The sequence below is a fragment of the Rhodococcus sp. BE178 genome, assembly GCF_050433545.1.
Taxonomy (GTDB): Bacteria; Actinomycetota; Actinomycetes; order Mycobacteriales; family Mycobacteriaceae; genus Prescottella.
Genome location: NZ_JBNPXA010000022.1, coordinates 1 through 23,481 on the forward strand (window position 1 = coordinate 1; position 23,481 = coordinate 23,481).

Annotated in this window: 26 protein-coding genes; 11 read left to right on the forward strand and 15 right to left on the reverse strand. The window is 67.8% G+C overall.

Annotation, left to right across the window (positions count from 1 at the left end; all coding sequences use genetic code 11):
• Window positions 1-83 (forward strand): integrase core domain-containing protein (locus tag J2X34_RS26385; protein ID WP_147283480.1); only part of this gene is annotated, 83 nt, incomplete at its 5' end.
• A gap of 30 nt (window positions 84-113) precedes the next feature.
• On the opposite strand, the gene J2X34_RS26390 is transcribed toward J2X34_RS26385, so the two are convergent.
• On the reverse strand, window positions 114-977 hold the full coding sequence (locus tag J2X34_RS26390; protein ID WP_114719978.1) for a glycosyltransferase: 864 nt from the start codon (window positions 975-977) through the stop codon (window positions 114-116).
• A gap of 127 nt (window positions 978-1,104) precedes the next feature.
• Here J2X34_RS26390 and J2X34_RS26395 point away from each other — a divergent pair, with 127 nt between their 5' ends.
• Together J2X34_RS26395 and J2X34_RS26400 are read left to right on the forward strand one after the other, a co-directional pair.
• Window positions 1,105-2,103 (forward strand): ATP-binding cassette domain-containing protein, encoded by a 999-nt coding sequence (locus J2X34_RS26395; RefSeq protein ID WP_429520167.1) that lies wholly within the window; start codon window positions 1,105-1,107, stop codon window positions 2,101-2,103.
• Entirely contained in the window at window positions 2,100-2,930 is an 831-nt protein-coding gene (locus tag J2X34_RS26400) for an ABC transporter permease (protein ID WP_114719974.1), read from the forward strand. The genes J2X34_RS26395 and J2X34_RS26400 overlap by 4 nt, the downstream gene beginning before the upstream one ends.
• A gap of 71 nt (window positions 2,931-3,001) precedes the next feature.
• Here the strand turns inward: J2X34_RS26400 and J2X34_RS26405 are convergent, their stop codons facing one another.
• The 4 genes from J2X34_RS26405 to J2X34_RS26420 form a co-directional block, all read right to left on the reverse strand.
• Window positions 3,002-4,636: an MDR family MFS transporter gene (locus tag J2X34_RS26405; protein WP_258557740.1), complete on the reverse strand. Its 1,635-nt coding sequence runs from the start codon at window positions 4,634-4,636 to the stop codon at window positions 3,002-3,004.
• A complete protein-coding gene (locus tag J2X34_RS26410; RefSeq protein WP_114719970.1) occupies window positions 4,633-5,115 on the reverse strand; it encodes a MarR family winged helix-turn-helix transcriptional regulator in 483 nt (160 codons plus the stop codon). The genes J2X34_RS26405 and J2X34_RS26410 overlap by 4 nt, the downstream gene beginning before the upstream one ends.
• A gap of 165 nt (window positions 5,116-5,280) precedes the next feature.
• The gene (locus tag J2X34_RS26415; protein ID WP_429520168.1) at window positions 5,281-6,546 is read right to left on the reverse strand and encodes a class I SAM-dependent RNA methyltransferase; all 1,266 of its coding nucleotides are present in this window, start codon (window positions 6,544-6,546) and stop codon (window positions 5,281-5,283) included.
• Window positions 6,547-6,559: 13 nt separating this feature from the next.
• Window positions 6,560-8,554 carry an APC family permease gene (locus J2X34_RS26420; RefSeq protein WP_114719966.1) on the reverse strand — a complete coding sequence of 665 codons (1,995 nt, stop codon included), beginning with the start codon at window positions 8,552-8,554 and terminating at the stop codon, window positions 6,560-6,562.
• Window positions 8,555-8,713: 159 nt separating this feature from the next.
• Between J2X34_RS26420 and J2X34_RS26425 the strand changes: the two genes are divergently transcribed.
• On the forward strand, window positions 8,714-9,379 hold the full coding sequence (locus tag J2X34_RS26425; protein WP_114719964.1) for a potassium channel family protein: 666 nt from the start codon (window positions 8,714-8,716) through the stop codon (window positions 9,377-9,379).
• A 58-nt stretch (window positions 9,380-9,437) separates the two neighbouring features.
• Window positions 9,438-10,094, forward strand: coding sequence for a potassium channel family protein (locus J2X34_RS26430; protein WP_114719963.1), 657 nt, complete (start codon window positions 9,438-9,440; stop codon window positions 10,092-10,094).
• Here J2X34_RS26430 and J2X34_RS26435 read toward each other — a convergent pair.
• Window positions 10,071-10,751, reverse strand: coding sequence for a DUF3159 domain-containing protein (locus tag J2X34_RS26435; protein WP_114719961.1), 681 nt, complete (start codon window positions 10,749-10,751; stop codon window positions 10,071-10,073). The two genes, J2X34_RS26430 and J2X34_RS26435, sit on opposite strands and share 24 nt — an antisense overlap.
• A 105-nt stretch (window positions 10,752-10,856) precedes the next feature.
• Window positions 10,857-11,234: an OB-fold nucleic acid binding domain-containing protein gene (locus J2X34_RS26440; protein WP_114719959.1), complete on the reverse strand. Its 378-nt coding sequence runs from the start codon at window positions 11,232-11,234 to the stop codon at window positions 10,857-10,859.
• Between the two features lie 136 nt (window positions 11,235-11,370).
• Between J2X34_RS26440 and J2X34_RS26445 the strand changes: the two genes are divergently transcribed.
• Window positions 11,371-12,075 (forward strand): alpha/beta fold hydrolase, encoded by a 705-nt coding sequence (locus J2X34_RS26445; RefSeq protein WP_429520169.1) that lies wholly within the window; start codon window positions 11,371-11,373, stop codon window positions 12,073-12,075.
• Between the two features lie 10 nt (window positions 12,076-12,085).
• Here J2X34_RS26445 and J2X34_RS26450 read toward each other — a convergent pair whose 3' ends face one another.
• Together J2X34_RS26450 and dut are read right to left on the reverse strand one after the other, a co-directional pair.
• A complete protein-coding gene (locus J2X34_RS26450) occupies window positions 12,086-12,925 on the reverse strand; it encodes a DUF3710 domain-containing protein (RefSeq protein WP_114719955.1) in 840 nt (279 codons plus the stop codon).
• A gap of 2 nt (window positions 12,926-12,927) precedes the next feature.
• Window positions 12,928-13,470: a dUTP diphosphatase gene (gene dut, locus J2X34_RS26455; protein WP_114719953.1), complete on the reverse strand. Its 543-nt coding sequence runs from the start codon at window positions 13,468-13,470 to the stop codon at window positions 12,928-12,930.
• A 19-nt stretch (window positions 13,471-13,489) separates the two neighbouring features.
• Between dut and J2X34_RS26460 the strand changes: the two genes are divergently transcribed.
• Window positions 13,490-14,002 (forward strand): DUF3093 domain-containing protein, encoded by a 513-nt coding sequence (locus tag J2X34_RS26460; protein ID WP_114719951.1) that lies wholly within the window; start codon window positions 13,490-13,492, stop codon window positions 14,000-14,002.
• A 22-nt stretch (window positions 14,003-14,024) separates the two neighbouring features.
• Here the strand turns inward: J2X34_RS26460 and J2X34_RS26465 are convergent, their stop codons facing one another.
• Complete coding sequence (locus J2X34_RS26465) at window positions 14,025-14,327, reverse strand: DUF4193 domain-containing protein (RefSeq protein WP_031939713.1); 303 nt, start codon at window positions 14,325-14,327, stop codon at window positions 14,025-14,027.
• 490 nt (window positions 14,328-14,817) lie between these two features.
• Here J2X34_RS26465 and cei point away from each other — a divergent pair, with 490 nt between their 5' ends.
• Window positions 14,818-15,501: an envelope integrity protein Cei gene (gene cei / locus J2X34_RS26470; RefSeq protein ID WP_114719949.1), complete on the forward strand. Its 684-nt coding sequence runs from the start codon at window positions 14,818-14,820 to the stop codon at window positions 15,499-15,501.
• A gap of 13 nt (window positions 15,502-15,514) precedes the next feature.
• On the opposite strand, the gene J2X34_RS26475 is transcribed toward cei, so the two are convergent.
• Window positions 15,515-16,411 (reverse strand): inositol monophosphatase family protein, encoded by an 897-nt coding sequence (locus J2X34_RS26475; RefSeq protein WP_114719947.1) that lies wholly within the window; start codon window positions 16,409-16,411, stop codon window positions 15,515-15,517.
• A 111-nt stretch (window positions 16,412-16,522) separates the two neighbouring features.
• Between J2X34_RS26475 and ppgK the strand changes: the two genes are divergently transcribed.
• Both ppgK and J2X34_RS26485 read left to right on the forward strand, forming a co-directional pair.
• On the forward strand, window positions 16,523-17,290 hold the full coding sequence (gene ppgK / locus J2X34_RS26480; RefSeq protein ID WP_429520188.1) for a polyphosphate--glucose phosphotransferase: 768 nt from the start codon (window positions 16,523-16,525) through the stop codon (window positions 17,288-17,290).
• A gap of 123 nt (window positions 17,291-17,413) precedes the next feature.
• Complete coding sequence (locus J2X34_RS26485) at window positions 17,414-18,796, forward strand: RNA polymerase sigma factor (protein ID WP_114719945.1); 1,383 nt, start codon at window positions 17,414-17,416, stop codon at window positions 18,794-18,796.
• Window positions 18,797-18,834: 38 nt separating this feature from the next.
• Here J2X34_RS26485 and J2X34_RS26490 read toward each other — a convergent pair whose 3' ends face one another.
• The 3 genes from J2X34_RS26490 to J2X34_RS26500 are packed head-to-tail and all read right to left on the reverse strand — an operon-like array spanning window position 18,835 to window position 20,959.
• Window positions 18,835-20,040: a cation:proton antiporter gene (locus J2X34_RS26490; protein ID WP_114719942.1), complete on the reverse strand. Its 1,206-nt coding sequence runs from the start codon at window positions 20,038-20,040 to the stop codon at window positions 18,835-18,837.
• Between the two features lie 24 nt (window positions 20,041-20,064).
• Window positions 20,065-20,547, reverse strand: a complete 483-nt coding sequence (locus J2X34_RS26495) for a cation:proton antiporter regulatory subunit (RefSeq protein WP_114719940.1) — start codon at window positions 20,545-20,547, stop codon at window positions 20,065-20,067.
• 34 nt (window positions 20,548-20,581) lie between these two features.
• Window positions 20,582-20,959, reverse strand: coding sequence for a DUF952 domain-containing protein (locus J2X34_RS26500; RefSeq protein ID WP_429520170.1), 378 nt, complete (start codon window positions 20,957-20,959; stop codon window positions 20,582-20,584).
• A 248-nt stretch (window positions 20,960-21,207) separates the two neighbouring features.
• On the opposite strand from J2X34_RS26500, the gene J2X34_RS26505 reads away from it, so the two are divergent.
• Window positions 21,208-21,411 (forward strand): DUF7455 domain-containing protein, encoded by a 204-nt coding sequence (locus tag J2X34_RS26505; RefSeq protein ID WP_114719936.1) that lies wholly within the window; start codon window positions 21,208-21,210, stop codon window positions 21,409-21,411.
• Between the two features lie 123 nt (window positions 21,412-21,534).
• On the opposite strand, the gene J2X34_RS26510 is transcribed toward J2X34_RS26505, so the two are convergent.
• A complete protein-coding gene (locus tag J2X34_RS26510; RefSeq protein WP_429520171.1) occupies window positions 21,535-23,274 on the reverse strand; it encodes a DEAD/DEAH box helicase in 1,740 nt (579 codons plus the stop codon).
• Between the last annotated feature and the right edge of the window lie 207 nt (window positions 23,275-23,481).

The following is a 23,481-nucleotide window of genomic DNA, read 5'->3' on the forward strand; positions in this document are numbered from 1 at the left end:
CCTGGCTCGAGTACTACAACACTCGACGACGCCACAGCGCACTCGGAGGACTCCCACCGATCAGCCGACTGCAACCAACCTGATGGCCAGGTACAACTAGGCGGTGGCGGCGGTCAGGCGACCGGCATGGTGCGAGCGCCACCACCGAACATCAACCGCCGCAACGTGAATCGTCCCCGATCCGGGTCGTAGGGGCGATAAGCGAGGTACGCCCCCGCATGGGCGATCCACTGGACCCCCAACAGAATCCGGATCCGCGCGCTCATCAGGTCGTGCCGGCTATAGGTGTTCGCACCCGCGGTCACGTATCGCACGAACTCGTGCGGCGGCGTCAGGGCCCGCCGCGGCGAGATCGCGACCCGCATGTCCGACAGCTGCGCGATCTCGACGCCCGCCTGCACGATGCACAGCGCCAGATCGACGTCCTCGTGCACGTCGAGTTCGGAACTCGAGGCGTCGCGGACCTTCTCCCACGTGGATTTCCGCAGCGCCATGTTGGCGCCGTACAGGTTTGCGATGCGCTGCTCACCGCCGAACCGACCGCGCCGTACCAGCCGATCGACATACCAGCGCTTCAGCGCCCGATAGGGCGAGTCGTAGGAGTCGTCGATTCCACTGACCGCTCCCACCGCGGCCGCGTCCTCTCGATCGAAGAATTCGAGAACCGTACGCGCCCAATGCGGTTCGACCCGGGTATCGGCGTCGATCCGCCCGACGACGTCCCCGGTCGCCGCCTCGAATCCGGCGTTGCGCGCGTACACCGTCCCCGGGGTCGCCTCCCGGATCACCCGAACGACAGGATGTTCCGCCGCGAAACTCTCGACGATCTCCACGGTGCGATCCGTCGAATTGTTGTCGACGACAACGATCTCGTGAAGATCGGCTTGCTGCACCAGCAGTGCCTCCAGACAGGCACCGATGTAGTTCTCTTCGTTGTAGGCGGGCACGACGACGGACAGGGTTGCTGCGGTAGTCATCTCTCCCGTATACCGCACCCGCGAAGGGTCTGCAGGGGACGAAAAACGATTGCATCGCGCCCCTGCATCCGACAGGCTGGGACAACGATCGAGTTGTGTCCACATCCACACCGACCACGGGGACCAGATGAAACCTGACACCGACCTGGCAATCGAAACGACCGGCTTGATCAAACGCTTCGGCTCCAATATCGCCGTCGCCGGCGTCGATCTCGCGGTGCCGGCCGGCGGCGTCTACGGCGTACTCGGCCCGAACGGCGCCGGCAAGACCACCACGATCCGGATGCTGGCCACGCTCCTACCCCTCGACGGGGGCGCGGCGCGTGTCCTGGGGCACGACGTCGCCACGGAAGCGGAAACCGTCCGGAGCAAGGTGTCGCTCACCGGTCAGTTCGCGTCGCTCGACGAGGACCTGACCGGCGTCGAGAATCTCATCCTGCTCGGCCGCCTGTACGGGTACTCGCGGGCCGCCGCACGGTCCCGGTGCGACCAGTTGCTCGACGCCTTCGGCCTCGAGGAGGCCGGAAACCGTCAGGTCAAGACCTATTCCGGCGGCATGCGTCGGCGCATCGACATCGCCGCCAGCATCATCGTGACACCCGAACTGATCTTCCTGGACGAACCGACCACCGGCCTCGATCCCCGCAGCCGGAACCAGGTGTGGGAGATCGTCCGCGCATTGGTCGCGGGTGGCACCACCGTCCTGCTCACCACGCAGTACCTCGACGAGGCCGACCAACTGGCCGACCGCATCGCCGTCATCGACCACGGCAGGGTGATCGCGGAGGGCACCACCGGCGAACTCAAGGCGTCGGTGGGATCCGGGGCCCTGCACGTACGGGTCGCGCAACCGGCCCGCCGGCCCGAGGCCGCCGCGATCCTCGAACCGGTCCTGGGGGTTCCGATGAGCCTCGAATCGGATCCGGCGGCCCTGACCGCGCGGCTCGACGATCCGCAGCGGGTGGCCCGCGCCCTCGCGGCGCTCGACGACGCGAACCTCGCAGTCACCACCTTCGCCCTCGGCCAACCCAGCCTCGACGAGGTGTTCCTGGCCCTGACCGGCCACGGCGCCGAGGACGCCGCCGACACTGCCGACACCGCCATCATCGAGGAGAGCGCGTCATGACCGACACCATCACCACCTCGGCGCAGGCGGTCGGCAACGTCCTGCAGATGCCGGGTCCCCGCCCGGCGCGGCCCAACGCACTGTCGACGTCGCTGTCCTTCGGGTGGCGGGCGCTGCTCAAGATCAAGCACGTCCCGGAGCAACTCTTCGATGTGACCATGTTCCCGGTCATGTTCACGCTGATGTTCACGTTCCTGTTCGGCGGCGCGCTCGCGGGCTCGACCGACGCCTACGTGCAGTTCCTGATCCCCGGCATCCTCGTGCAGACGGTCGTGATGATCACGATGTACACGGGGCTGACCCTGAACAAGGACATCGAGAAGGGCGTGTTCGACCGCTTCCGTTCGCTGCCGATCTGGCGTCCCTCGCCGCTCGTCGGCGCCCTGTTCGGCGACATCGTGCGCTACACGATCGCCTCGGTGATCGTGCTGATCCTGGGTCTGATCCTCGGCTTCCGCCCCGCCGGCGGGGTCGTGGGCGTCGTCGCGTCGGTGCTGCTGCTGTTGCTGTTCTCGTTCAGCCTGTCGTGGGTGTGGACGATGTTCGCGATGCTGATGCGGACCGAGCAGGCCGTCATGGGCGTATCGATGTTCATCCTGTTCCCGCTGACGTTCGCCAGCAACATCTTCGTCGACCCGTCGACGATGCCCGGCTGGCTGCAGGCGTTCGTCGACGTGAATCCGATCAGCCACCTCGTGACGACGCTGCGCGCGCTGTGCGAGGGCTCGTTCGAATTCGGTCAGCTCTCCGTCGTGCTGATCTGGTGTGCCGGCTTCATCGTCGTGTTCGGCCCGCTGACGATGCGTCTGTACAACCGCAAGACGTAGAGCAGCACCCCCGATACGCCGGAGGCCCGCAACCGTGTCGATTGCGGGCCTCCGACGTTGTGCTCGGGCAGTTACGCCTTGACGTTCTGAGCCGCGTCGCGAGCAACGTCCGCGGTATCCGAGACACCCGACTCGTCCGACTTGTCGGCATCGGCCGGCTCCTGGATGTCGATGGTCTTGCGCAGCGGGGTGTTCGGGATCACGATGACGCAGGCCAGGGTGATGAGTGCGACCACGGCCGCCACCAGGAACAACCGTCCCGTCGCATCGCCGTACGCGGCGCGGATGATGGCTGCGATCGGTGCGGGCAGGGCGTTGATGTCGAGGTTGCCGCCGCCCGCCGAGCTGGTGTCGATACCCAGCTCCGCGAATCCCTCGGAGGACAGGGTCGAGACACGGGTCGCGAGGATCGAACCCAGCACCGACACGCCGATCGCGCCACCGAACGTCCGGAAGAACGCGACCGAGCTACTGGCTGCGCCGATGTTGTGGACACTGACGGTGTTCTGCACGGCGAGCACCAGGTTCTGCATCAGGCTGCCGACACCGACACCGACGATGGCGATGTAGACACCGATCAGCCACAGGCTGGTCGCGTGATCGATCGTCGAGAGCAGACCGAAGCCGACCACGAGCAACCCGGCACCACCGACGATGAACGGCTTCCACTTTCCGAACCGGGAGATGAGCTGACCCGAGACCACCGACGAGACGAGCATGCCCATCACCATCGGAATCGTCAGGACACCGGCGATCGTCGGGCTGTGGCCGCGAGCGGTCTGGAAGTACTGACCGAGGAAGGTGGTGGCACCGAACATGCCGACGCCGACTGCGATGGATGCGATGATCGCCAGACCCGTCGTCTTCTCGGTGATGATCTTCAGCGGGATGATCGGCGACTTCACCTTGGATTCGACGATCACGGTCGCGACGAGCAGCAGGATGCCCACGCCGACGTAGATCGCGGACTCCTTGGAGAACCAGTCGTAGTAGTCGGCCTTGCCGGCGAACGACACCCAGATCAGCAGAACGCTGACGCCCGCGGTGAGCAGCATCGCGCCCCACCAGTCGATGGAGACGTCTTCCTTGCGCTCGGTCTCGATGTGCAGTGTGCGCTGCAGCAGGAACAGTGCGATGACCGCGATCGGGACGCACACGAAGAAGCACCAGCGCCAGCCGAGCGGGCTGTCGACGATGACGCCACCGAGGATCGGACCGCCGGACATCGACACCGCCATCGCGGCACCCATGTAGCCCGAGTAACGCCCGCGGTCACGCGGCGGGATGATGCTGCCGATGATCGCGACCACCAGCGCCGTCAGGCCGCCCATACCGATGCCCTGCACGACGCGGGCCGCCAGCAGGACGGGCACGTTGTGCGCGAAGCCCGCGATGACCGAGCCGATCACGAAGATCACGATCGAGGACTGGACGAGGATCTTCTTGTTGAACAGGTCGGCGAGCTTGCCCCAGATCGGGGTCGACGCTGCGTTCGCGAGCAGCGCGGTCGTGATGACCCACGCAAACTGGGTCTGTGTGCCCTTGAGGTCACCGATGATCGTCGGCAGCGCGGTCGAGACGATCGTCGTGCTCAGCAGCGCGGTGAACAGCGCTGCGATGAGGCCCGCGAGGACCTCGAGAATCTGGCGGTGGGTCATCGCCTCGTTGCCGGAGCCTGCCCGACTCTCCCCCACTGGTGTCGTCATTGAAGTGCTCTCCCACTGTGATTTGCAGCTAGCGGTGCGGATTCGTTTCGGGCGGCGAGCGTGTCGGTGAGACGTTCGATGGTCGACAACGCCGCCACCGCTTCTTCCTGGCTCCACCCACCAAGCAGTCCGTGCAATCGCGCGGATCTGAGTTCCTTCGTGGTCCGCAGGACCTCGTCACCCTTTTCCGAGACTTGGACCAGGAATGCCCGTTTGTCGTCCGAGTCCGGTTGCCTGTCGACGAGGCCGGCGTCGACCAATTCCGTCATCTGTCGGCTGAGGGCCGACTGGCTCACGCACAGCACCGACGCGAGTTCGTTCTGTCGGCACGGTCCCCGCGCCGACAGCACGAACAGCACCGCGGCGAGCGCGGGTGCGAGCGGATCGTCGACAGCGCTGGTGATGGCGGTCTTCAGCGATCGTCCGAAGAGGAAGATCGCGTCGACCAGGGCCTGCGCCGTATCAGCCTGAACGGCCATCGGATACCCCGAATCCCCTGAATGGATTGGTGAATTACTTGCAGAACGCAACTATAGGCATAGTTGCGTGCGTCAAGCAATTACTTCGCAAAAGCGACATACCGCACTTCGACCGCCCTGACCTGGGCGTTTCCGAAGCTCGAGCCGGAGGGTGTGTTGAACGCCTCAGCGCGTGAGGAGCGCGAGGCTCTCCATGTGGTGCGTGAGGGGGAAGGCGTCGAACGCGCGGACCTGCGCCAGGGTGAAGCCGTGCTCGCGGTAGAGGGCGACATCACGCGCGAACGACGCCGGATCGCAGCCGACGTGGACGATCCGGTCCGGCCCCGCCGCCGCGAGGGCCGCGACGACGTCCCGCCCGGCGCCGGCTCGGGGCGGATCGAGCACCACGACCTCGGGCGCCGGGAGATCCCGCAGAGCGCGTTCGACGCGCGCCGCGTGCAGCTGCACCTGCGGCAGATCCGCCAGCGCCGCCGCTCCGTCGGCCACCGCGGTCCGGGAGAACTCGACCGACTCGACCCGGCCGGTCACACCAACCTGCTCGGCGAGTGTCGCGGCGAACACGCCCACACCGCCGTAGAGGTCCCACACGGCGGCGCCGGGCGACGCCTGCGCCCACTCCCCCACGACAGCCGAATACGTCTGTGCCGCACCCCGATGCGCCTGCCAGAACCCGGTGGCGGACAGCGTCCACTCCCGGCCGCCGACCCGCTCGACCGGTCGACCGGACCCGATGACGACCCGCTCGGCGCGACTGCCCGCCGACGCCGCCCGGCGCGCCGTCGCGCCGCGCCGTCCGGGGCTGCGACGACCGGTCCGCGAGATCTTGGCCGGCGCGATCTCGACCACGTGGCGTTCACCGTCCGCGTCGAGCACCACCTGAACCTCCGCTCCGGGCTGCCACGACCGCTCGGACAGTCCGGAGTACGCCGACGCATCGATCTGTGGACACGCCAGGAAGGTCTCGATGTCGTTGCTGCGGAACCGGTGGAAGCCCGGGCGCCCGACGGTGTCGACCGCGAGGCGCACGCGTGAGCGCCAGCCCGCGCCGTGCCCGGTGCCCGGCAGTTCCTCGACGACGACCTCCAGGTCGAGACCGGCGATCCGGCGCAACTGCTCGGCGACGACCGCCCCCTTCATCGCCCGCTGCGCATCGAGCGTGGCGTGCGAGAAGTCGCAGCACCCCGCTCCACCCGGACCCGAGATCGGGCACAGCGGCGTGACCCGGTCGGGTGAGGCCTCGATGATCTCGACGGCGTCGGCGCGGCAGAACGAACCGCCACGATCCTCGGTGACGTGCGCGATGACCCGCTCACCGGGCAATCCGTGGCGCACGAACAGCACCCGCCCGTCGTGGCGGGCCACGCAGAAGCCACCGTGGCCGGGATTCCCCAACTCCACCTCGAGCCGAAGACCCGTCCAGTTCTCACTCACCACGTACCGCCCGTCACTTGCCTTCTGATTCGAACCCGCGGCGACTTGCACCAGGTGCGTTGTCGACGCGTTCGCGTTTGACCTTCTCCGACGAGCTCAACTGCCACGGCACGCTCGTGACCATCACACCCGGCTGGAACAGCAGTCGGCTCTTGAGCCGCAGGGCGCTCTGGTTGTGCAGGATCTGCTCCCACCAGTGCCCCACCACATACTCCGGGATGAACACCGTGACGACGTCGCGCGGCGAATCCCTGCGGACCCGGCGCACGTAATCGAGCACCGGTTTGGTGATCTCGCGATACGGCGACTCGATCACCTTGAGCGGCACCGTGATGTCGCTCTTCTCCCATTCACGGACGAGCGTTCGCGTGTCGGGCTCGTCGACGTTCACCGTGACGGCCTCGAGCGTGTCCGGCCGGGTCGCGCGGGCGTACGCGAGCGCGCGCATCGTCGGCATGTGCATCTTGGACACCAGCACGATCGAGTGGGTGCGGCTCGGCAGTACGCCGTCCCACTCCTGCTCCTCGAGTTCGGCCGCGACGCTGTCGTAGTGGCGCCTGATCGACTTCATCACCACGAAGATCACGATCATCGCGACGATCGCGATCCACGCACCGGCCGCGAACTTCGTGAGCAGCACGATCACCAGCACCGCACCCGTCATCGCGAGACCGATCGAGTTGACCACGCGGGAGCGCTTCATCCGCCGGCGCTGGGCCGGATCGTTCTCGGCCTTCAGATGCCTCGTCCAGTGCCGGATCATTCCGGTCTGGCTCAGCACGAACGAGACGAACACACCCACGATGTACAGCTGGATCAGCTTGGTGACCTCGGCGCCGAACACCACGACGAACGCGATCGCGGCGCCCGACAGGAACAGGATGCCGTTGCTGAACGCGAGCCGGTCGCCGCGCGTGTGCAGCTGGCGCGGCAGGTAGCGGTCCTGCGCCAGCACCGACCCCAGCACCGGGAAACCGTTGAACGCGGTGTTCGCGGCGAGCACGAGGATGAGCGCAGTGACGATCGCCATGAAGAAGAAGCCGGCCGGGAACCCGGAGAAGACCGCCTCCGCGAGCTGCGCGATGAGTGTCTTCTGGTGGTAGCCCTCCGGAGCGCCGATCAACTGGGTCTCCGGATTGTGCGCGTACACGATCCCGATCTTCTGGGCCAGGATGATGATGCCCATCAGCAGGACGATCGCGAAAGTACCGAGCAGCAGCAGCGTGGTGGCCGCGTTACGGGACTTCGGCTTCCGGAATGCCGGCACACCGTTGCTGATCGCCTCGACGCCGGTCAGGGCCGCACAGCCGGACGAGAAGGCCCGGGCGATGAGGAACGCGAAGGCGATGCCGTACAGGTGCGAATCCTCGGCATCGAGAGTGAATCCGGAGGATTCCGCGTGCACGTCGTCGCCGAAGATGTAGACCCGGGCGAAACCCCACCCGAGCATGATCAGCATGCCGACGATGAACGCGTACGTCGGAATCGCGAACGCGGTGCCGGACTCCCGCAGACCCCGCAGGTTCATCGCCGTCAGCAGCACGATCGCGGCGATCGCGAACAGCACCTTGTGCTCCGCCACGAACGGCACCGCCGAACCGATGTTCGACGCCGCGGACGAGATCGACACCGCCACGGTGAGCACGTAGTCCACCATCAGCGCGCTGCCCACCGTCAGACCGGCATTGGGCCCCAGATTGGTGGTCGCGACCTCGTAGTCACCGCCACCGGACGGATAGGCGTGCACGTTCTGCCGGTAGCTGGCCACGACCACGGCCATGACGACGGCGACGGCCAGCCCGATCCACGGCGCATACGCGTAGGCGGAGATGCCCGCGACGGACAGCACCAGGAAGATCTCTTCCGGCGCATAGGCGACCGACGACATCGCGTCCGAGGCGAAAACAGGTAGCGCGATTCGCTTGGGCAGAAGCGTGTGCCCGAGCTTGTCGCTCCGGAACGGCCGGCCCAGAATCAGCCGCTTCGCAGCGGTGGAAACCTTCGACACTGCCAAAGCGTAAGCCGTCCGAGGGAATGCACAGCAGCCAGGAGCCCAAGTCGGCGTTTCCGGCAGTGGCAACTTGCTCTTCCCCCCGCGCGCTGTACGGTTCGATTCGACGCCGGCGGCACCCCGCACGGGCGCGAATCCGATGAACGGAGTGGACGGGTGTACGTAGTAGTCATGGGATGTGGCCGAGTCGGCTCCTCCCTCGCTACCGCACTGAGCCGGATCGGCCATGAGGTGGCTGTGATCGACCGCGACGCGAGTTCGTTCCTCCGACTCGGATCGGACTTCACCGGGCACACCGTCGTCGGGATGGGATTCGACCGCGACGTGCTGGTCCGTGCCGGCATCGAGCGTGCCGAGGCATTCGCGGCGGTGTCCTCCGGCGACAATTCGAACATCATCTCCGCGCGGGTGGCCCGCGAGACGTTCGGCGTCGAGCGGGTCGTCGCCCGGATCTACGACGCCAAGCGCGCCGCGGTGTACGAGCGTCTGGGCATCCCGACCATCGCAACCGTGCCGTGGACCACCGACCGCTTCATGCTCGCTCTCGCGCAGGACGATCAGATCTCGAAGTGGCGGGATCCGTCCGGCACGGTGGTCGTGACCGAACTGCCCTTCCACGAGGACTGGGTCGGCCGCAACATCTCCGAACTCGAAGCAGCGACCAGCTCCCGGGTCTCGTTCATCATCCGTTTCGGATCGGGCATCCTCCCCGACCGCAAGACCGTCATCCAGTCCCAGGACCAGGTGTACGTTGCCGCGGTGTCGGGCACCGTCGCCGAGGCCGTCGCCCTGGCCGGTAATCCCCCGCCGTCCGACGACTGACAGCCCGAGACCGGTCAATGACCCCCTTCTCGATCGACTACCCGATTGGAAACCTCCGATGAGAGTGGCCATCGCAGGAGCCGGCGCCGTAGGCCGCTCCATCGCCCGCGAACTCGTCCGCAGCAACCACCACGTCATGCTGCTCGAACGCAAGCTCGAGCACGTCGAGCCCGAGGTGATTCCGCAGGCCGAGTGGATCCACGCTGATGCGTGCGAACTGAGCCTGCTCGAAGCCGCGCAGCTCGAGACCTACGATGTCGTGATCGCCGCCACTGGCGACGACAAGGCCAACATCGTGCTGAGCCTGCTCGCGAAGACGGAGTTCGGGGTGGGGCGAGTCGTCGCCCGCGTCAACGATCCCCGCAACGAGTGGCTGTTCGACGAGTCGTGGGGTGTCGACGTCGCGGTCTCCACACCACGCATGCTGGCCTCGCTCGTCGAGGAGGCTGTCACGGTGGGTGACCTGGTTCGACTGATGACGTTCCGCCAGGGTCAGGCAAACCTCGTCGAGATCACCCTGCCCGACAACACCCCGCTCGCCGGCAAGCCGGTGCGCAAGATTCAGCTCCCGCGCGACGTCGCCCTGGTGACGATCCTGCGCGGCGGACGCGTGATCGTCCCCCAGCCCGACGACCCGGTCGAGGGCGGCGACGAGTTGCTGTTCGTCGCGGCGGTCGAGGTCGAGGACGAGCTACGCGCCGCGATCGATATCTGACGCGTCGGCGGCAGGGCCGTCGGCGGCGGCTTCGAGTTCGGCCGGATCGGGCGCGGGCTCTACGAGTCGGTCCGCGCGACGGACGGCCCAGATCGTCACGAGCAGCACCAGGCCGGTGAGGGGCCAGCCCATCCCGATCCGTGCGACCGCGAGCCACCCCGTCTGATCAGCGTCGTAGAGCTGGGACTGGACCAGATACCGGGCGCCGAAGACGGCCGCCCATGCGACGGTGGCGATGTCGTACGCACGCACCGCGCCCTTGTGGGCACGCCACGCGTTGCGGTGCCCGTTGAGGTAACCCCAGACCACACCGACCAGCGGCCACCGAACCAGGATCGACACGACGAACGCAGCGGCATACACGAGGCTGGTGTAGATCCCGAAGAGGAAGTACCCCTTCGCGTCACCGGTGCGGTAGGCGATGAACGCGCAGACACCGACGCCGAGGAAACCCGAGATCGCGGGCTGGACGGGACTGCGGCGGGCGATTCGCCACACCAGGATCGCCGCGGCCACGCCGAGCGCGGTCCACACGGCCGGGGCGAGGCCCCACAGACTGTTCGCCGGCACGAACACGACGACCGGCAGCGTCGAGTAGATCAGCCCGCTGAGTCCACCGAGCTGTTCGAGGATCGTCTGCTGCTTCGTTTCGGTCACGCGACGAGACTGCCATATCCCGACGGCGAGCCGTCGAAGCCCGTCCGGCACCGGACCGTCGACGGGTGCCGACGGCGAGCCGCGGTGCAGTGCAACGGCGGTGGATCAGGAATCGCCGCGGAGTTCGTAGTAGGGATTGAAAATCACCTTCTGACCGTCGCGGTCGCCGATACGGCCACGCACCATCAGCGTCTTGCCCGGCTCGATGCCGGGAATCCGTCGACGGCCGATCCAGACGAGCGTGACCGGGTCGGTGCCGTCGAAGAACTCGGCCTGAACGCTGGCGTTCGCGGACTTCGGACACGCTTCGACGCTGCGGAGGCGGCCGAAGATCGTGACCTCCTCGCCGCGCGCACAGTCACAGGCGCGCTTGGCGCCCGATGCCTGCGCGGTCTCCACCATCTCCTCGGCATCCAACTGCTCGAGGTCCTCGGTGAGTCTGCGGGTGAGCCGGCGAAAGTAACCTGCCGCGGCGGGGGCCATAGCGTGCTCCTGGACAAATGGCGGCGCATCTTCGCGCCGCGCGATAGGGCTGTACGAGGGCCACTGTAACCCCAAAGTGATCCGAAACCCACCGCCGTCCTGAACGCTCGCGAACCGGGCAGTGCAAGATCGATTCATGCAGCAACGAACATGGCCCGAAGTGGCCGTCGTACTCCCGGGGACCGGGTCGGATGCGGATTTCGCGGCCCGTGCCTTCCGGCCCGCATTGATGCAGGTCGGAGTCACGACGATGGCGGTCGAACCGGATCCACGGGCGGTTGTTGACAGCTACCGCGACGCGATGGACCGAGCCGCGCGAGAACACGGTCGGATCCTGGTCGGTGGTGTCTCGATCGGGGCCGCCGTGGCCCTGGCGTGGGCGTCGGAGAACCCCGAGAGCGTCGGCGGGGTGATGGCCGCGCTGCCGGCATGGACCGGATCACCCCACGACGCGCCGGCCGCCGCGAGTGCCACGTTCACCGCGTCGCAACTACGCGCGCACGGACTGGCGGCGGTGACCGCAGAAATGACGGCGTCGAGCCCGCCCTGGCTGGCCGACGAACTGGCCCGGTCCTGGCGCCGCCAGTGGCCCGATCTGCCGTCCGCGTTGGAGGAGGCCGCCGCGTATCACGCGCCGGACCCGGCGACGCTCGCCGGCATCCGACTGCCCGTGGGCATCGCCGCGGCGGTCGACGACGCCGTCCACCCGTTGACGGTGGCGAAAGAGTGGGCGGCGACGCTCCCGAACGCCGACCTCACCGAGCTCGCGTTGCAGGACATCGGCGAGGATCCGGGGGTCCTCGGCCAGGCGTGCGTCGCCGCGCTCACCCGGATCGGCTGAGCGCGGAGCGCTAGAGACCGAGCTGCTGCATCGCCGAGCCGGACTCGCCACGACGTGGCGGCTCGGACCCGTTCGGGGACGGCGGCGCAGGCTGCTGCGCCGCCGGCTGGGGCTGCTGCGGGGACTGCTGGTGTGCCTGGTCCATGGCCGCGAGCTGTGCCTGCTGTTGGGCCGCCAGCTGCTGCTGGTGCGCCGCCATCAGCTGTTCGACGAGCACCTGCGGCAGAACCACCGGTAGCGGGGTCCGCACCGGGTGTGGCTCGTCGCCACGGTTGACGACCGTATCGAGCAGGACGGCGCGGGCGATCGCGACGAGCGGGCCGCCGGCTGCCACCGCACCGGTGGGACCGGCCACCACGCACCGCAGCATCCAGCGGTGCCCGTCGACACCGATGAAACGCAGGTCGGCATTCGGGGTGGTCGCGGCCACCTCGCGGCCCCACGGGCCGCTCTCGATGCTGACCTCCGCGTTGTCGGTACGCAGCGATTCGGCCAGCTCGGACGCGACCTCACGCCACTGTCCCGGCGACTTGGGTGCCGCGTACGCGGAGACGGTGATGCGACCGTGCTCGGTGACCAGGTGCACCGCCTGCGGCGCACCTTCGGGCGACATCTCGACCTGGAGCTGGGCGCCTTCGGGCATCGGCAGCAGGACCGAGCCGAGATCGAGCCGCGTCGCGGCCGGCTCCTCGTCTTCCGCGAAATCGGTCGCGTCGTAGGGGCCGCCGTCGAGCGTGCCGACGGGCGCGTCCAACTCGGCATCCTCGTCCTGAGCCTCGATGTCGACGAGATCCGCAGGCTCTGGGGCCTCCGACCGGTCGGCTTCGTTCTTCTTGCGACGTCCGAACATGATCAGGCCCCTTCCCTCGGCAGCCGCGTCAGCTCGTGCGGGCGGCCTTCCGTACCGTCGATATCCTGATCGGCATTGTGCTCGACGAGGCTCGCATGACCGCCACTGGACCCGTAACCGCCTGCGCCGCGGACAGTTTCGTCCAAGGAGTCGACCTCGACGAAGTCGACCAGTTCGACCCTCTGCACCACCAGCTGCGCGACACGGTCACCGCGGCGCAGTTCGATCGGCGTCTCGAGGTCGTGATTGATCAGGCAGACCTTGATCTCTCCGCGGTAGCCGGCATCGATCGTGCCCGGGGTGTTCACGACCGAGAGCCCGGCCTTCGCGGCCAGACCGGACCGCGGATGGATGAGACCGACCGTGCCGATCGGCAACGCGACCGCGATACCGGTGCCGACCAGGACGCGGCGTCCGGGTTCGATCGTGACATCGGTGGTGGTGCACAGATCGACGCCGGCATCGCCGGCGTGCGCGCGCTGGGGAATGGGGATACCGGGGTCCAGTCGCTTCAGCGCAATGGCAGGAAGATCGCTCACGTGCACCGAGACTACTCTGGAATACGTGTCCGAATCGTCTCAGCCCGCAGCGACCACGCCCGACAATGCCCGAGCACCGATCTATTCGGAGCGTCTGTGGGTGCCGTTGTGGTGGTGGCCCGCTGGATTGTTCATCGCAGGCCTGCTCGCCGCGGAGATCCATATGGGTTCGCCGGGCGTCCGCGCCTGGCTGCCCTACGTCCTGCTGTTCCCGTTCCCGGTATGGGCCCTGCTGTGGGTGTCGCGGCTCCGGATCGAGGTGTTCGACGGCCCCGACGGTGAAGTGCGGGTGGGTCGGGCGCATCTACCGCTCTCCGCCATCTCCCGCACCGCGACCATTCCGCCGTCGGCCAAGAGCGCGGCCATGGGGCGCCAGCTCGATCCGGCCGCCTACGTCCAGAATCGTTCCTGGATCAAGCAGACTGCGCTGATCGTCCTCGACGATCCCGAGGACCCCACGCCCTACTGGTTGGTGAGCACGAGGCGGCCAGCCGAACTGCTGGCCGCCATCGGCCGCGGGACAGCCCCGAAGGACTAGTCCGTCTGCTTCAGGACTCGCGTCAGGCGGCGCAGTCCATGCAGATCATGACGCCGTTCTCCTCGCTTGCGAGACGGCTGCGGTGGTGAACCAGGAAGCAGCTCGAGCAGGTGAACTCGTCCGCCTGCTTGGGCACCACCCGCACGGACAGTTCTTCGCCGGACAGGTCGGCGCCGGGGAGTTCGAACGACTCCGCGGTGTCGGACTCGTCCACGTCGACGACTGCCGACTGCGCCTCGTTGCGTCGTGCCTTCAGTTCTTCGAGCGAATCCTCCGAAACCTCGTCGGTTTCCGAACGCCTGGGTGCGTCGTAGTCGGTTGCCATTTCCTCTTCCCCTCGTCCTCTTGCGTGTATCCCCGGTGCCCGGGCCGCCGTCCCCTGGCAGGGGGTGGGGCGATCCTGGAGAACCGTCAGAGATGCAGATCCATTCCTGTGGCACTAACAACGCCGCAGGATGCCCGGAAGTGCCCGAAAAGCCCTCCGGAAAACATGACCTACACCTCACCTTCCGTTCTCGCCGGACCCTCTCGAAATCGTGTGTTCTCACGACTGGGGCCGCCAGACAATAGCCGACGCATCAGGAAAAGTGGCAACCGAACCGGACACTGCCGGAAACTGTCCGTCAATCGTCACCAACCACTGCTCGAGCTGAGACATTCCTGCACGGGGCATGTGCCGGACGGTGATCGGCCGGGGATCTACAGTGGGCAGCGGGACGGCGGCGGCACCCGAGAAGGTGGCCGGAACCACACCAACTCTTTTCCTTTCGCGGGATCACTGCCCGCGCTCGCCTACGGAGAGGCCGACATACACCGTGGTTTCACTGATCACCGATGGCAGTTCGACCGACGGTCAGGGCCGTCCGTTCCGTCGCCGGCGCGCGGTCCCCGTGATCGCGTTGATCTCGGTGCTGGCGCTGCTCGGAGTCGTCGTCTGGGTCCAGATCTTCACCAAGCCCGAGGTGTACGCCACCACGGTGGACTGCAATCCGCCGGTCAAACCGAAGGCCGCCGACGCCCCCACGCCGCAACCACTCGGCGAGAAGGTGGGGCGCAGCACCCTCCTCGATGTCGAACCCGCGGCGCTGTCCGCGACCAAGGTCCGCGTGTTCAACGCCAACGGCGAACGCGGCCAGGCGTCAGACGTCGCGACCCAGCTGCGTGACTACGGTTTCGCGGGCGCACCCGACGTCCAGGTCGGGAACGACCCGGTATACGTCGACCAGAACCTGCAGTGCCACGGGCAGATTCGGTTCGGACCGAACGGACTGTCCGCCGCGAGTGCGCTGTGGCTCGTCGCGCCGTGCGCCGAGTTGATCCAGGACGCGCGCACCGACGACACCGTCGATCTCGCGCTGGGAACCTACTTCGCCAAGCAGATCGATCCCAATGCTGACGCGGCGGAGGTCCTCAACGCACTGAAGGATCCGCCGGCGGGCACCGAGCCGGCTCCGCTCGACCCGGATCTGCTCGCAGCGGCCCGCACCGCGCGCTGCTGACCCGTCCGACCGATCACGGGATCGGGTCGAACAACCCCACGGACCGGAAGACCGCCTCCAGATCGTCGGCCACGCCGGGCGCCATCGCGATCACGACTTCGCCCGCCGCACTGCGCGTGTCGGGCGCCGGGACGTGCACCCGGGCTCCGGCCTCGCTGGCGATGAGTGCGCCCGCGGCCCAGTCCCACGGATTGAGCCCGTGCTCGAAATGGGCATCCACCCGACCCGACGCGACCATGCACAGGTCGAGGGCGGCCGATCCGATCCGTCGGATGTCACGGACCCGGGGAAGCAGTTCGCCGATCAGCCTGCCCTGCACCGCGCGCCGCTGCGCGCCGTAGCCGAACCCGGTCGCCAACAGCGCCAAGGACGCCTCGGTCACCGGGTTGCACGCGAGCGTTCCGGTGTTGCCGTCCGCGTCGGTGAACGAGGCGCCCCCGCCGAGCGCGGCCGAGTAGGTCACGCGCCCGGCGACGTCGACGACGGCACCAGCGACGGACACCCCGTCGACCTGCGCGGCGACCGACACCGAGTACGCCGGGATGCCGTAGAGGAAGTTCACGGTGCCGTCGATCGGATCGAGGACCCAGCGGGTGCCGGCCACGCCGTGTTCCTCGCCACCGCCCTCCTCGCCCAGGATGGCATCGTGCGGGCGCAGGTCCGCCAGGCGCGCCCGGATGAGTTGCTCGGTCTCCGTGTCGACGATCGTCACCGGGTCCGTCGGCGTGCTCTTGGACTGCACCGAGTCGCCGTCGCCCGCATGCACCACAGCGCCCATGACGCCGAACACCTCCGGCCGGCGGGATCGCACGTGCGCTGCCGCGGCCTCGGCGACCGCGATCGCCGTGCGGCGGAGGACGCCCGGATCGATGGAGTTGGATTCAGCCGTGGGACTGTCGGTGGCGCGCATGGATGTATCGCATCACAGACCACAGACACCCACCACCCGTATCCCCGGGACCGAGCGCGGCGGAACCAACTAGTGTTTCGACGCAGGCTGTCATCTCGGCGGAAGGGGACCATTGTGGGAATTCGCGGCTTCGGTGTGGACGTCGGCGGCAGTGGCATCAAGGGCGCACTCGTCGATCTCGAGACCGGTGAACTCGTCGAGGAACGGATCAAGATCGCCACCCCACACCCGTCGACTCCGGATGCCGTCGCGGCCACCGTCGCCGAGATCGCCGCACGGGCCTGCTGGGACGGTCCGGTCGGTGTCACGTTGCCCAGCGTCGTCACGAACGGCATCGCCCGGACCGCCGCGAACATCGACGAGTCGTGGATCGGGACGGACGCGCGGACGCTGTTCTCGACCGCGCTGGGCGGCCGCGCTGTCACGGTGCTCAACGACGCCGATGCGGCCGGACTGGCCGAGGACCGGTACGGGGCCGGCAAGGACGTCGACGGCGTCGTCGTCCTGCTGACCTTCGGCACCGGCATCGGTTCGGCAGTCCTGCACAACGGCGTCCTGCTCCCGAATACGGAGTTCGGCCACATGGAGGTCGACGGCATGGAGGCCGAGCATCGTGCCGCGTCGTCGGTCAAGGACACCAAGTCCCTGTCGTACAAGGAGTGGGCCGCCGAGGTGACCCGCGTGCTGTGCCGATTCGAGGACCTGTTGTGGCCCGACCTGTTCATCGCGGGCGGCGGGATCAGCCGCAAACACGAGAAGTGGATCCCCCGTCTGGAGAACCGCACGCCCGTCGTTCCCGCCACACTCCTCAACACCGCGGGGATCGTCGGCGCGGCCATGGCCACGCAGAACAGCCTGGAAAAGGGCATCGCTCCGTAACAATTTCAAAGCTGTCGTTACAATGGATGGCGGCCGACTGTGAGTCGGCGAAACCCGACAGACCTCTCCGCCGGAATTCCACTCTGGCGTGACGCCGCACGACACCGTCACGAAAGGGCGTACGTGGCAGCCACCGATACGCGTCAGACCGCCGATTCCACACCCGAATCAGCGACCCCTGCATCCACTGCCGAGGCCACTACCGGTAGCGCGCCCGCCGCCAAGAAGGCTCCCGCGAAGAAGGCCGCCGCCAAGAAGGCGCCTGCCAAGAAGGCCGCCGCCAAGAAGGCGCCCGCGAAGAAGGCCGCCGCCAAGAAGACGGCTGCGAAGAAGACCACCAAGAAGGCGACCACCAAGGCCGCCAAGGGCGGCGACGACATCGGCGAGGACGAGGACGTCGACATCGCCGATCTCGACGTCGCCGACGGCGAACTCGTCGAGGAAGAGGTCGAGGACGTCGTCGTCGAGGAAGACGACGAGGAGACCGCCGAGCCCACCGAGAAGGACAAGGCGTCCGGCGACTTCGTGTGGGACGAGGAGGAGTCCGAGGCACTCCGCCAGGCCCGCAAGGACGCCGAGCTCACCGCGTCTGCCGACTCGGTGCGCGCGTACCTCAAGCAGATCGGCAAGGTCGCGCTCCTCAACGCGGAGGAGGAGGTCGAGCTCGCCAAGCGCATCGAGGCCGGCCTGTTCGCGACCTTCAAGATGGCCGAGATGGCAGAGAAGGGCGAGAAGCCCTCCCCCGCCGATCGCCGCAACATGAACTGGATCACCCGCGACGGCAACCGCGCCAAGAACCACCTGCTCGAGGCCAACCTGCGCCTCGTGGTGTCGCTGGCCAAGCGGTACACGGGCCGCGGCATGGCGTTCCTGGACCTCATCCAGGAAGGCAACCTGGGCCTGATCCGCGCGGTCGAGAAGTTCGACTACACCAAGGGTTACAAGTTCTCGACGTACGCGACGTGGTGGATCCGTCAGGCCATCACCCGTGCGATGGCCGACCAGGCCCGCACCATCCGTATCCCGGTGCACATGGTCGAGGTCATCAACAAGCTCGGCCGCATCCAGCGTGAGCTGCTCCAGGACCTGGGCCGCGAGCCCACCCCGGAGGAGCTCGCGAAGGAAATGGACATCACGCCGGAGAAGGTGCTGGAGATCCAGCAGTACGCGCGTGAGCCCATCTCCCTCGATCAGACGATCGGCGACGAGGGCGACAGCCAGCTCGGCGACTTCATCGAGGACTCCGAGGCCGTCGTGGCCGTCGACGCGGTCAGCTTCACGCTGCTGCAGGATCAGCTGCAGTCGGTGCTCGAGACGCTGTCCGAGCGCGAGGCCGGCGTGGTGCGTCTGCGCTTCGGTCTCACCGACGGCCAGCCGCGGACTTTAGACGAAATCGGCCAGGTCTACGGCGTGACCCGGGAGCGGATCCGCCAGATCGAATCGAAGACGATGTCCAAGCTGCGCCACCCGTCGCGTTCCCAGGTGCTGCGCGACTACCTGGACTAGCACTGCCTAGCACTTGCCTAGCACCGGCCTAGCACTGGTCAGTTCGTGAGGAAGGGGTCCTTCGGGGCCCCTTCTTCGTTCGGTCGAGGTCGCTGCCACAGCCGGACCAACGGTTCCGCGACCCGCGCGCCGACCGGACCGAGCACGGCCATCAGCAGCACGTAGGCGGTTGCCAGTGCCGCGAGTTCGCCCTCCACCGCACCGGCGGACACGGCCAGACCCGCGATGACGATCGAGAACTCTCCGCGCGCGATCAGCGCCGCTCCGGCGCGGGCCCGGCCCATCACGCCGATTCCCTGCCGCCCGGCGGCCCACCATCCGGTGAGGACCTTCGTCGCGGTCGTCACGACGGCGAGAGCGATGGCGGGCAGCAGCACGGGCGGGATCGTCGTCGGATCCGTGTTGAGGCCGAACACGACGAAGAACATCGCGGCGAACAGGTCCCGCAACGGTTCGAGCAGGCGGGTCGCGTTGCGCGCCGTGGAGCCGGAGATCGCGATACCGAGCAGGAAAGCGCCCACCGCCGCGGAGACCTGCAGCGACGACGCGAACCCCGCGACGAGCAGTGCCGCACCCAGCAGCTTGAGCAGGAACACCTCGCGGTCCGGGCTGTCGACGACGGCCGAGACGACGTTCCCGTACCGCAGCGCGATCAGCAGCACGGCGGTGATGACCGCGAACGAGACGCCGACCGCCTGCAGCCCGCCGAGGAAGCTGACGCCGGCCAGGACCGCCGTCAGGATCGGCAGGTACACGGCCATCGCGAGGTCCTCGAACACCAGGATCGACAGCACGATCGGCGTCTCGCGGTTGCCGAGACGACCCAGGTCCCCGAGCACCTTGGCAATGATGCCGGACGACGAGATGTAGGTCACACCGCCGAGCACGAGCGCCCCGACCGGCCCCCAGCCCAGCATCAGTGCCATCACCGCGCCGGGAACCGCGTTGAGGACCAGGTCGACGACGCCGGCCATCCAGGACCGGCGCAGCCCGGTCACCAACTCGGCTGCGGTGTACTCGAGGCCGAGCAGCAACAGCAGCAGCACGACGCCGATCTCGCTCGCGAGGTGGCTGAACTCGCCGATGTCGCCGAGCTGGATGAATCCGCCCTGGCCGAAACACAGGCCGCCGATCAGATAGAGCGGGATGGGTGACAGGCCGATGCGGCCGGCGAGTCGACCGAGGACACCGAGCGCGAAGAACACAGCGCCGAGTTCGACGAGTGCCAGGGAGGTTCCGGTCATCGTGCGCGCGTAGCCGAGCCGGGATCAGCCGTGCGCGAGGATCTTGGCCGCGTGGTCGAGGCCCTCCTGCGTTCCGACCGCGACCAGCAGGTCGCCCTCCGTGAAGGTGAAGTCGGGATTGGGCGACGGCGCGACCTGACCGGCGCGCATCACGGCGACGACGGACACCCCGGTGCGGGTCCGCATCGCGGTCTCGCCGAGCGTGCGGCCATCCCACGGCGAGTTCTCGGTGATCGGCATCTGGCGGGTGCTGATTCCGGGCAGATCCCGGTGCTCCTCCCGCAGCTGTGCGACGAGCTGCGGCGCCCCGAGCAGATTGGCCAGCACCGACGCTTCATCGGATTCGAGCGGAATCGAAGCCATGCACGCATCCGGGTCGTCGAGTTTGGAGACGATCAGCTCGGTACGACCGTCGCGGTGGGTGACCACACCGATGCGTCGGCCCGTCGCGAGCGCGAAATCCTTACGAACTCCGATACCGGGCAGCGGGGTCACTTCCACGTTCATGGCTCAACGGTAGCGCCAACACACCTACCGACGGCTAACCGATCGGCGGAAACACTCCGGCGTCGTCCGGGAGGTAGTCGGTCACCTCGACGACCGCGGCGACCGGCAGCGGCCCGTACAGGTGCGGGAAGCGCATCGAGGTGGGGTCGGACGGCACGCCGGGCTCCCAACGCACCTGCGCCCCGAGCCGGTCGGGATCGAGGCTCAGCAGCACCAGATCCCGGCGGCCCGCGAAGAGCCGGTTCGCGGGGAGGTGCACCTGCACGGGCGTCGACAGGTGCACGAAGCCGTCCGCGTCGAAGCCGGGCGGTACGCGCTCTCCGAGGCGCTGCGCTGTCGCCCATTCGTCCCTGCTGCACATGTGCAGCAGGGACCCGCCCGCGAACTGCTCCGACTGATCCGGTGTCGACATGTGTCGTCCTTTCCGCCGCCGAGGCCCCGAACGATAGAGCAGCGCTCAGCTGTCAGCGAACACCCGAATCGTCCCGAAACGCATAGTGCGAGTTCAGGACGGTGGGTGTTAGTGAGGACACACCGAGGAAGTATCGGGAACAACCCGATCAAGTCGAACGTCTGACAGAGTGGACCTACCGCGTCACCCCCGACGCGGCGGAAGACCCCAGGCAGTGGGTACCACCCCACAGCCAGTTCGGAGGAGTCATGCCCGGAACACTGACCAGCCCCCCGTTGACCGCTGCTGACCGGTGCGACCGGTGCAGCGCAGGAGCCCGCGTGCGCGCTGTGCTCGCGAGTGGAGGAGAGCTTCTCTTCTGCCAGCACCACGCCAACGAGCATGCAGATCGTCTTCGTGAGATGAACGCCACCATCGTGAGCGACTCGGAATCATCTGCGGCGACCGTCTAGCGCGTCAGCCCTCCGGGCGGACGCTCGTCCGTCCCCAGTTCCCGAAGCGGGTGACCACCATCGGTGGTCACCCGCTTCGGCGTTCCGGAACGAACTACCAGCGAACTACCACTACCACTACCACTACCACTGCCGGAGCGTCGCGATGCGATCGGTGAGCTGGTCGACGGTCGCGATCGCCGTCGGCGGACCACCACACACGCGACGCAGTTCGCCGTGAATGACACCGTGCGGCTTACCGGTCCGGTGGTGGTGCATCGCCACCAGGGAATTGAGTTCGCGGCGCAGGTTCGCCAACTGGCCCGCGGACGCCACCCGCTCGGCCACCTGGGGCGCGGGGGTCGGCGGTGCAGCCGCCGCGGCAGCGGCGGCCGGCTTGTCCAGCTGGTTCTGCTGGCGCTGCCGCAGCAGCGCCCGCATCTGCTCGGCGTCGAGCAGTCCGGGCAGCCCGAGGTAGTCGGCCTCCTCGTCGGACCCGGAGAACGTCGCGGTCCCGAAGGAGGAGCCGTCGTAGATCACCTGGTCCAGCTCGGCGTCGGCGCCCAGCGAGACGAACGCCTTCTCCTCCTCGCCAGGCTCGTCCCTCTGCTTGTTCGCGTCGGCGAGCAGGTCGTCGTCGAGACCGTCCTTCTCGCGGTGCGGCTTGCCGAGGATGTGGTCCCGCTGCGCCTCGAGCTGACTGGCGAGGTCCAGTAGCACCGGCACGGACGGCAGGAACACACTCGCCGTCTCGCCCTTGGTCCGCGATCGCACGAACCGACCGATGGCCTGCGCAAAGAACAGCGGCGTGGACGCGCTCGTGGCGTAGACGCCGACCGCCAACCGCGGCACGTCGACGCCCTCGGACACCATGCGTACCGCAACCATCCACGCCTGCGTGCTCTTGCCGAACTCCGCGATCCGGTTCGACGCCGTCGGGTCGTCCGACAGCACCAGCGCCGGCGCCTCACCCGTGATCGCCTCGAGGGTCTTCGCGTACGCGCGGGCCACCGTCTGGTCCGTCGCGATGATCAGGCCACCCGCGTCGGGCATGCCGCCGGCGCGCAACTGCCCGAGACGGGTGTTGGCGGCCGCCAGGACCGCCGGGATCCAGTCTCCGGCGGGGTCGAGCGCCGTGCGCCACGCGCGGGCTGTCTGCTCGGCGCTGAGCGGCTCACCGAGCCGGGCCGCGAATTCCTCGCCGGCGCTGTTGCGCCAGCGAGCCTCCCCCGAGTAGGCGAGGAACACCACCGGACGGACGACGCCGTCGGCCAGGGCGTCGGAGTAGCCGTACGAGTGATCCGCCTTCGAGCGCATCAGGCCCTCGTTGTCGGGCTCGTAGTTCACGAACGGGATCGCGCTGTCGTCGCTGCGGAACGGGGTACCGGTGAGTGCCAGGCGGCGTGTCGCGTCGCCGTACGCCTCCCGGATGGCGTCACCCCAGCTCTTCGCGTCACCGCCGTGGTGGATCTCGTCCAGGATCACCAGTGTCCGACGCGCCTCGGTCCGGACGCGGTGCTTGAACGGGTGCGACGCGACCTGCGCGTACGTGACGACCACACCGTGGTAATCCGACGACGTCTGCCCCGTCGAGTTCGAGAAGTGCGAGTCCAGAGCGATACCGTTGCGGGCCGCGGACTCCGCCCACTGGTGCTTGAGGTGCTCGGTGGGCGCGACGACAGTGATCTGGTCGACGGTGCGGTCACGCAGCAACTCCGAGGCCACGCGCAGCGCGAACGTCGTCTTGCCGGCGCCCGGCGTCGCGACGGCCAGGAAGTCGCGGGGTTTGGTAGCCAGGTATTTGGTCAGGGCACGCCGCTGCCACGCTCGGAGGGAGCCGGTGGGAGCTGGTGCAGTTTCGACACTTCCGGGTTCAGCGCTCACATCGCACCTCGCCGCTGGCTTCGCACAGTTGTTCCCACTCCTTGCTTCGCTGACGGGGTTCTCGGCCGCTGCCCGACCACAGTCTCGGGGCCACGCCCTCGGGCGACGACCCCCGAGGAGCCTAGCGGTCGGGACCGACCGATTCAGCATCAGCCGCGCGGCCGGGGACGTGATCCTGCACAGACCTCGCCCGGCGGCGGGGTGGCA

Excerpts from the sequence above, each read along its gene's own strand:
- J2X34_RS26500 (WP_429520170.1), bottom strand. The coding sequence starts at position 20,959 with ATGTCGACACCGGATCAGTCGGAGCAGTTCGCGGGCGGGTCCCTGCTG.
- J2X34_RS26395 (WP_429520167.1), top strand. The coding sequence starts at position 1,105 with ATGAAACCTGACACCGACCTGGCAATCGAAACGACCGGCTTGATCAAA.
- J2X34_RS26495 (WP_114719940.1), bottom strand. The coding sequence starts at position 20,547 with ATGAACGTGGAAGTGACCCCGCTGCCCGGTATCGGAGTTCGTAAGGAT.
- J2X34_RS26430 (WP_114719963.1), top strand. The coding sequence starts at position 9,438 with ATGAGAGTGGCCATCGCAGGAGCCGGCGCCGTAGGCCGCTCCATCGCC.
- J2X34_RS26440 (WP_114719959.1), bottom strand. The coding sequence starts at position 11,234 with ATGGCCCCCGCCGCGGCAGGTTACTTTCGCCGGCTCACCCGCAGACTC.
- J2X34_RS26390 (WP_114719978.1), bottom strand. The coding sequence starts at position 977 with ATGACTACCGCAGCAACCCTGTCCGTCGTCGTGCCCGCCTACAACGAA.
- J2X34_RS26445 (WP_429520169.1), top strand. The coding sequence starts at position 11,371 with ATGCAGCAACGAACATGGCCCGAAGTGGCCGTCGTACTCCCGGGGACC.
- J2X34_RS26410 (WP_114719970.1), bottom strand. The coding sequence starts at position 5,115 with ATGGCCGTTCAGGCTGATACGGCGCAGGCCCTGGTCGACGCGATCTTC.
- J2X34_RS26400 (WP_114719974.1), top strand. The coding sequence starts at position 2,100 with ATGACCGACACCATCACCACCTCGGCGCAGGCGGTCGGCAACGTCCTG.
- J2X34_RS26450 (WP_114719955.1), bottom strand. The coding sequence starts at position 12,925 with ATGTTCGGACGTCGCAAGAAGAACGAAGCCGACCGGTCGGAGGCCCCA.
- J2X34_RS26490 (WP_114719942.1), bottom strand. The coding sequence starts at position 20,040 with ATGACCGGAACCTCCCTGGCACTCGTCGAACTCGGCGCTGTGTTCTTC.
- J2X34_RS26465 (WP_031939713.1), bottom strand. The coding sequence starts at position 14,327 with ATGGCAACCGACTACGACGCACCCAGGCGTTCGGAAACCGACGAGGTT.
- J2X34_RS26475 (WP_114719947.1), bottom strand. The coding sequence starts at position 16,411 with ATGCGCGCCACCGACAGTCCCACGGCTGAATCCAACTCCATCGATCCG.
- J2X34_RS26505 (WP_114719936.1), top strand. The coding sequence starts at position 21,208 with ATGCCCGGAACACTGACCAGCCCCCCGTTGACCGCTGCTGACCGGTGC.
- J2X34_RS26405 (WP_258557740.1), bottom strand. The coding sequence starts at position 4,636 with ATGACGACACCAGTGGGGGAGAGTCGGGCAGGCTCCGGCAACGAGGCG.